The sequence below is a fragment of the Kitasatospora sp. NPDC059747 genome (genome assembly GCF_042732955.1).
Lineage (GTDB): Bacteria > Actinomycetota > Actinomycetes > Streptomycetales > Streptomycetaceae > Kitasatospora.
On sequence record NZ_JBHWGV010000042.1, the window covers coordinates 24,029 to 30,861 of the forward strand.

Sequence of the window (6,833 nt, forward strand, 5' to 3'; positions counted from 1 at the left end):
GCCCGGCGGGTAGGGATCCCTGCCATGGCCGAGGACGACGACACCGCGCACACCCCGACCGACACTCCCCCGGACGCGCCCGGACGCCCCCGTCGGCGCCGGCGGTGGCTGATGATCACCGCCGGCGTCGTCGCGTTCCTGCTCGTGGCCACCGGCGTGCTGCTCTGGATCGCCTACCGCAAGCTCGACGGGAACATCCGCACGGACACGGCCACCGACAAGCTGCTCGCCAGGCTGGAGGCGGAGCGGCCGAGCCGGACCGCCGGGGCCAAGGGCGCCGAGAACATCCTGCTCATCGGCAGCGACGACCGCTCCGGCGCGAACGGCGCCTACGGCGGCGAGGCCGGCACCCAGCGCTCGGACACCACGATCCTGCTGCACCTGGCCGCGGACCGGAAGCACGCGACGGCCGTCTCCGTACCGCGCGACGTCATGGTCACCGTGCCCGCGTGCGAGAAGCCGGACGGCACCCGGAGCAAGCCCGCGCTCATGCAGTTCAACTGGGCGTTCGAACTCGGCGGTCCGGCCTGTTCGATCCGCACCGTCGAGCAGCTCAGCGGCATCCGGATCGACCACTACGTGATCCTCGACTTCAGCGGCTTCAAGTCGATGGTGGACGCGGTCGGCGGCGTCGAGGTGTGCGTCCCGCAGGCGATCCACGACAAGGACGCCAAGCTCGACCTGCCGGCCGGGCGCCAGACCCTCCAGGGCGAGCAGGCGCTCGGCTACGTCCGCGCCCGGGAGAGCCTCGGCGACGGCAGCGACACCCAGCGGATGGGCCGTCAGCAGCAGTTCCTGGCCTCGCTGATCCGCAAGGTGCAGTCGCAGGGCGTCCTGCTGAACCCGGCGAGGCTGTGGCCGGTGCTGGACGCGGCCACCTCCTCCGTCAAGGCGGACGGCGGGCTGTCCTCGCTCGGCGCGCTCTACGACCTCACCCAGGACCTGCGCGGCATCCCCTCGGCGGACGTGGTGTTCCTGACCGCGCCGCGCCGCCCGTACCGCTACGACTCGGACCGGGACGAGTTCGTGGAGCCGCAGACCGGCCAGCTGTTCGCCGCGCTGCGCGACGACCGGCGGATCACCGTCCGGCCGCCCGGCTCGGAGCCCACGCCCACGGCCGGCGCCTCCCCCGCGTCGGACGGGGCCGCCGCGGCCGGGCCCTCGGCCTCGCCGACGGCCGGCGCCTCGCCCGTCTTCGAGGGGCGCACGGCCGACGTGGACGCCTGCGCGCAGCACTGACCACCCTCCGGACTTTACGCTCCGATTACCTGCGTGTGACGGACATCATACCCGGAACAATTCCCCCGTTCGGCTCGTCTACTGTGTCCGGATCGGCCCATCGCCCCGGTGTGCCGCACCACCGTGACCGGCCGGACGTAGGGAATCCCGTGCAGAAGGACAAACCGAAAACCGGTGAGTACAGCGGGCAGGGCCACCGGACGGCGCAGCGGCGGGCGGCCGCCGCCAGGCGCACGCGGCGCCGGCGCCGGACGCTCAAGTGGACGGCCGGGACGGGCGCACTGGTCATGGCCGCCGGCTGCGGCGGGGCGTACTACCTGTACGAGCACTTCAACAACAACCTGACCTCGGTCAAGGTCCAGCTGGGCGACGAGGCCGAGCGGCCCAGGGCGGCCGGGGACGCGCTGAACATCCTGGTGCTCGGCACCGACAGCCGCGAGGGCCTCGGGAGCGACTACGGCGACGCGGGCAGCTCCGGGCACGCCGACACCACGCTGCTCTTCCACGTCGCCAAGGACCGCTCCAACGCGACGGTGATCAGCATCCCGCGCGACCTGATGGTGCCGATCCCGGAATGCCGGGCGCCGGACGGCAAGTCGATACCCGGCTCCGCGCGGGACATGTTCAACAACAGCCTGGGGCAGGCGGGCCGGGACCCGGGCTGTTCCTGGAAGACCGTCGAGAAGGTCACCGGGATCCGGGTCGACCACTTCGTCCAGGTGAACTTCGAGGCGGTGAAGACGCTGTCCACCGCAGTCGGCGGGGTCGAGGTGTGCGCCGCGAAGGACATCAACGACCCGAAGTCGCACCTGAGGATGACCAAGGGCCGGCACGTCGTCCAGGGCGACGACGCGCTCGCGTTCGTGCGCACCCGGCACGTGGTCGGGACGGGCGGCGACCTCAGCCGGATCCCGCTCCAGCAGCAGTTCATCAGCTCGATGATCCGCAAGGTCAAGGGCGACGACACCCTGACCAGCCCGGCCAAGCTCTACAAGCTCGCGGACGCCGCCACCAAGGCGCTCACCGTCGACTCCGGCATCGGCAGCGTCGACAAGCTCAAGGACCTGGCGCTGGACATCAGCGCGGTGGACACCAAGAACATCACCTTCGCCACCGTGCCGGTGCTCGACGACCCGAAGGACGAGAACCGGGTGATCCTCAAACAGCCGGACGCCGGCCGGCTGTTCTCGATGATCGCGGCCGACCGCTCGTTGACCGAGACCTCGCAGGGCGCCACCGCCGCCCCCGCCGCACCGGAGACCACGGCCGCGCCGGGCACGCCCGCGGCGCCGGCGGTGGACCCGAAGGACGTCCAGGTGACCGTCCGCAACGGCAGCGGGGCACAGGGACAGTCGGGCGCGACCGTGGACAGACTCAGGGCCAAGGGCTTCACCACGGCCGCGACGGGCCCCAACGCGCCTGCGGCGGCGACCAGTTCGATTGCGTACCCGGCCGGGCAGGAGGAGGCGGCGACCGCACTGGCCGCCGCCCTCGGACTGCCCGGCGACGCCGCTCGGCCGGATCCGAAGGCCGCCGCGAAGGGGCCGCTGGTGCTGGTGCTCGGCAAGGACGCCCTCGCGGCGCCCGCCGCACCGTCCGCGGCGCCGGCGGAGGCCCCGGCCGACCTCCAGCGGGTGCAGGCCGACGACACCGACGTGTGCGCGAAGTAGCTTTCCTACGAGGGCTGTTGGAGGCGGGTGAGGATGCCGTCCGCCGCCACGAAGCGGTCGCCGGTGCGGGGGCAGTGCCAGTGCCCCCCGCCGGCGGAACGAAGGGGTTCGCCGGTGCGGCCGACCCACTTGATCCGGCGGGCGGGGACGCCGGCGACCAACGCGTGGTCCGGGACGTCGCGGTGGACCACGGCGCCCGCCGCGACCAGCGCCCAGCGGCCGACCGTCACCCCGGCGACCAGGACGGCCCGGGCGCCGATCGAGCAGCCCTGACGAAGCGTCACCCCCTCGGCGCGCCAGTCGGATCGACGCTTCAGCCGGCCTTCCGGCTCGATCGCGCGCGGGTAGCGGTCGTTGGTGAGGACGACGGCCGGGCCGATGAACACCCCGTCCTCGATCACGGCCGGCTCGTACACCAGCGCGTGGTTCTGCACCTTGACCCGGTCGCCGATGCGGACGCCGGGGCCGATGTAGGCGCCCCGGCCGATGATGCACTCGGCGCCGAGCACCGCGTGCTCGCGCACCTGGGCGAGGTCCCAGACCGTCGTCCCGGGGCCGATGGCGGCCCGCTCGTCCACGTCCGCGCTCGGCGCGATGCGCGGGCCGGCCGCGGACCCGCCCTCAACCGTCCCCATGGGGAACGACCCTAGTGCCACGGCACTAGCGTCGGGGGCGGGGTCGCGCGGGCGGATCAGCGCGCGTCGGCGAGGACGTTGTCCGGGGTGGGCGCGGTGCTGCCGATGACCTTGCGGGCCAGCGAGCGCGGCGACGTGAGGAAGCCGAAGCCCCAGCTGAGGTGCATGGTCGCGAGGGCCACCGGGAGCAGCGCCTTCGCCTTGGCGGACAGGCCGCGGCCCTCGACCACCGAGCCGCCGAGGATCCCGAGCAGGTACGCGCCGGGCGCCGCGAGGAAGACCGGGTGGACGGCGGCACCGAGCACCAGGCCGAGCGTGACGCCGAGGAACGCAGCCGGCGGGGCCAGGTAGCGCAGGTTGACCGAGCCGCGGTGGTAGCGGGTGACCACGCGCCGCCAGCGGCCGTAGTCCTTGTACTGCTTGGCGAGGGCGCGGACCGACGGCCGGGGGCGGTAGGTGACCTTGAGCTGCGGGGTGAACCAGATCAGCCCGCCGTCCTGGCGGATGCGGTAGTTCAGCTCCCAGTCCTGGGCGCGGATGAACTCCTCGTTGTAGCCGCCCAGCTTCTCCAGCACCTCGCGCCGGAACACGCCGAGGTAGACGGTGTCCGCGGGGCCGGCCAGGCCGCCGGTGTGGAAGGCGGCGTTGCCGACGCCGATCTTGGAGGTCATCGCGGCGGCGACCGCGTTCTCCCACTCCGTCTCGCCCTCGGCGTGCATGATGCCGCCGACGTTGGCCGCCTCCATCTCGTCCAGCAGGCGGACGGCGGTGGCGACGTAGCCGGGGGTCAGCAGGCCGTGGCCGTCCACGCGCACCACTATCGGGTGGCGCGAGCCGCGGATCGCCGCGTTGAGACCGGCCGGCGTGCGGCCGGTGGGGTTCTCCACGGTCCGGACCCGGGGGTCCTCGGCGGTGAGCTCGGCGGCGATCTCGGCGGTGCGGTCGGTGGACGGACCGAGGGCGATCACCACCTCCATCGGGCCGGCGTACTCCTGCTCCAGGATGTGCCGGACGGCCGTGCGCAGGTGACGTTCCTCGTTGAGCACCGGCATGATCACGGAGACCGCCGGCAGCTCCTCAGCAGCCTTGGTGTTCATCGCCGCCAACCGTACCGGTCAGCGGAGGTAGTGGACGACCGTGAAGGCGGCGAAGCCGAGCAGCGCGATCCGGTTGAGGACGTGCTGCGGACTGCCGAGCCGGTCCGGCAGCCGGACGGACGGCCGCAGGTCGGGCCGGTGGGCGGCGGTGGCGACGGTCCTGGCCAGTTCCCGCGGGTCGCAGCGGTCGCCGAAGTGGCCGGCCAGCCAGGCCGCCGGGCGGCTCGCCACGGTGACGTCCTGGCCTGAGCGCAGCTGGACGGTGAGGGCGTTGCGGTGCACGGCGGCGGCGTTGATCTCCTGCCACCGGAAGACGCGGCTGCGCAGCGTGGTGGCGACCCGCAGGCCGTCCCGGTCGACGACCATCTGCCAGGACAGCGGGCGGGCGCAGAAGAGGATCCCGACGCAGCCCGTCCAGAGCGGGCGGACCAGGCCGTTCCACCAGCCGTCGGCGTCGAGGAGGACGACGAGCGCGGCGAGCAGGACGGCGGCGGCCGGGCCGGCCGCGGCGCGCAGGACGAACGGCATCTCCCAGCGGCGGGCGGTCATCGGCTCGGTGCCGGGGCCGGGTTCGGGGGCGGCGGCGACCGTCTCGGCGGTCAGCGCGGAGACCGTCAGGTCCGGGTTCCGGTAGCGCTGGCGGTCCCGGCCGAGCCGGGGGTCCCTCGGGGCGGGGGCGACGACAGCGGCGAGCCAGTGCGGCTCGTGCTCCAGCAGGCCGGGGCGGACGAGGAGTTGGCGTTCCGGGCCGTCGGGGCCCTGGTAGAGCACGGCGTCGACGCTCAGCTCGGCGCGCGCGAGGCGGGCGGCGGCTTCGGTGGGCGGGAGGGGGATCCCGGGGTCGTGGTCGTGGTGGTCGTGGTGGTCTTCCTCGTCCCCGTCTTCTTCTTCGTCGTGGATGTCGAGCGCGTAGTCGGGGTAGAGGAAGTCGCCCTCCATGTCCGGGGTCTGCTCGCGCTGCGGCACCCACCCGGGGCCGGTGCCGTCCCCGGCGCCGTACCGGGCCCACCGGTAGCCCTCGTCCTCGACCAGCCGCCACAGCGCGGGCCCGCCCGGCGGGCCGTCCAGCGGCTCCACGAGCAGGTCGCCCCCGCTGTCGGCCCGGACCCGGACGGCGAGCGCGGGGGCGGAGCCCGCGAAGGCGGGCCGCCGGCGCCGGGCCTCGGCCCCGGCGGCGGAGGCGAGCACCAGCAGGCCGGTCAGCGCGACGAGGCCGGCGCCGAAGACGTCCTCCACCGGGCTGTACTCGACGCCGGCGGCGCGGGCCCAGTCGCCGTCCACGAGCAGCGGCACGGCGTCGCCGGGCTGCGGCGGCCGGGCGAAGGTGAGGTCGAGCCCGACGGTGCGTTCGGGGCCGCCGCCGGGCGGGCGGTAGCGGACGGTCAGCACGCCGTCCTCGTCGGTGGCGCCGGCCGTGCCGGTGACCGCCGTCGCCCGGCCGCGGTGGTCGGCCTCCCCGGCCTCCGCCCAGAGCCCGTACAGCGGGATCACCAGCGCGACGGCCAGCAGCACGGCGCCGAGCGCGCGGCGCACCACGGGCGGGCGGCCGGGGGTGACGGGCGACGGAGCGCCCGCGGCGGTCCACGGGTACGGGACGGGCGGGGCCATCAGCTCGTCGAGGTCCTGGCGGGCGCGGCGGCGGCCGAGTTCGGCGCCGACCAGCACGACGGACAGCAGGACGTGCACCAGGACCGCCGTCCAGCGGCCGGCGGTGGTGACCAGTCCGTCCGGGACGTACCAGAGCACCGCGAGGACGGCCGGCGGCACCAGCGCCCGGGCGCGGACCCGGGCGAGCAGCAGGATCGTCTCGGCGATCACCGACCAGGCGGCGATCTCGTCGCCCCAGGTGTCGGCGCAGATGCCGGCGGCGTTGCAGTGCGTGCCGGTCGGCTCGACGGCGGTGGCGAAGGCCACGAAGGCGATCGGGACCAGGGCGAGCCAGCGGCTGTCGAGCCGCCGGAAGCGGTGGGCGGCGCGCCAGCGGTCGGCGGCGGCCGTGGTGAGGGGCGCGGCGCTGGGCAGGGGCGGGGCGTCCGGGGCGACCATCGGACGATCATCCCAGCCCGGTGGGTGCGGGGACGCCGCAGGGGGGGGGGGGGGGGGGGCCCCCCGCCCCCCCGCCCCCCCGCCCCCCCGTACCCCCGGGCCCCCCCGGTTTCCCCCGGGCGCCCGCGCCCGGGAGGAGCCCGGGG

Annotated in this window: 5 protein-coding genes; 2 read left to right on the forward strand and 3 right to left on the reverse strand. The window is 74.8% G+C overall.

Annotated elements, in window-relative coordinates; all coding sequences use genetic code 11:
- Positions 1-24 precede the first annotated feature (24 nt).
- A complete protein-coding gene (locus ACFV4G_RS19825) occupies positions 25-1,239 on the forward strand; it encodes an LCP family protein (protein WP_380442039.1) in 1,215 nt (404 codons plus the stop codon).
- 149 nt (positions 1,240-1,388) lie between these two features.
- Entirely contained in the window at positions 1,389-2,909 is a 1,521-nt protein-coding gene (locus tag ACFV4G_RS19830; protein ID WP_380442041.1) for an LCP family protein, read from the forward strand.
- A gap of 5 nt (positions 2,910-2,914) precedes the next feature.
- Here ACFV4G_RS19830 and ACFV4G_RS19835 read toward each other — a convergent pair whose 3' ends face one another.
- Genes ACFV4G_RS19835 through ACFV4G_RS19845 form a run of 3 tightly spaced genes read right to left on the reverse strand, consistent with a single transcriptional unit; the run spans position 2,915 to position 6,687 of the window.
- The gene (locus ACFV4G_RS19835) at positions 2,915-3,544 is read right to left on the reverse strand and encodes an acyltransferase (protein ID WP_380442043.1); all 630 of its coding nucleotides are present in this window, start codon (positions 3,542-3,544) and stop codon (positions 2,915-2,917) included.
- Positions 3,545-3,600: 56 nt separating this feature from the next.
- Positions 3,601-4,641: a glycosyltransferase family 2 protein gene (locus ACFV4G_RS19840; protein WP_359973141.1), complete on the reverse strand. Its 1,041-nt coding sequence runs from the start codon at positions 4,639-4,641 to the stop codon at positions 3,601-3,603.
- A gap of 18 nt (positions 4,642-4,659) precedes the next feature.
- On the reverse strand, positions 4,660-6,687 hold the full coding sequence (locus ACFV4G_RS19845; protein ID WP_380442045.1) for a hypothetical protein: 2,028 nt from the start codon (positions 6,685-6,687) through the stop codon (positions 4,660-4,662).
- Between the last annotated feature and the right edge of the window lie 146 nt (positions 6,688-6,833).